Genomic DNA, 942 nt, shown 5'->3' with positions numbered 1-942 from the left:
TGAGTTCAGTCCGTTATTTTTCCTTTCGTTTTTGCACGAAATACTGATTAAAATCAGAACGAAAATTGATATGTAATTCAGTTTTTTCAGCATTATGTACAACGGGTTTGGCTATGGTTTCGTTGCGGATAAATCCGCGAGGATTTTCCGCCATAACTCAAAGTTAGTAAAAGTGCAAGGAATTTCCGAATAGGAAATTCCGCCGCAATGAACTATAGCCGGTGTTGTAAAACGTTTTTTTTATTCCGTTAATTTGTCTATTATAGTATCCAAAATTTTTAAATCCGATTGATTTTTTAAATAAATAAAATTCGGTGCCATTATATTTCCAATTCCCAAAATACCATATTCAGGGTTAAACAAAATAGGTCCAGTTCCGTCAGTCTCTGGTTCTTGCATTTCGTAATTCACAAATTCCATTTTGGAAAGCGAAAGTTCCTTAAAATCCGCCCCTTTTATTGGAATGTAATTCCACATTGAAAATTTTAATATTTTGGTTTTTGGAATGTAATACACATTCATATTTTTACTTTCGTCAGTCAGATTTTGATATTTGTATTTGGTTAAAGTATCTCTAATTTCAATTGTCAGTTTATAGTTTTCTGTCCGTTCAAGAGAGTCCAAGTCAAAAACATATAGAGTCCTATTTTCAGTTATCGTTTCTTTTTTAGATTCGGAACAACCTACTGAAATCAGCAGTATTATTAATATTTGAAGCGTTTTTCTCAAATGTTTTACAACGTGTTTGTATAAGAATAGTGCGGTTTTGTGACCGAGGATTTTCCGCAGGAAAATCAGAGAGACCAAATGCGCACTAACTTTAGGTTTTGTACTAAATTAAGCATTATTTTTAGCATCCATGTAAAAGCAGTAAGTCGAGTATCTTTAAAGTTCTCTAAAACAATAAAAGATATGAACACTCAAATTACTGCCGTTCCTAAA

The 942-nt window shown here is 32.4% G+C and carries 1 protein-coding gene; it reads right to left on the bottom strand.

What is annotated here, in order from left to right:
- Window positions 1-240: 240 nt before the first annotated feature.
- The gene (locus IEW94_RS16780) at window positions 241-729 is read right to left on the bottom strand and encodes a hypothetical protein (protein ID WP_188655245.1); all 489 of its coding nucleotides are present in this window, start codon (window positions 727-729) and stop codon (window positions 241-243) included.
- Window positions 730-942: the final 213 nt, after the last annotated feature.

Source organism: Yeosuana aromativorans, assembly GCF_014646655.1.
Lineage (GTDB): Bacteria > Bacteroidota > Bacteroidia > Flavobacteriales > Flavobacteriaceae > Yeosuana > Yeosuana aromativorans.
The sequence above is the reverse complement of the archived record's forward strand: the minus strand, read 5'-3'. Positions and strand labels throughout refer to the sequence as shown.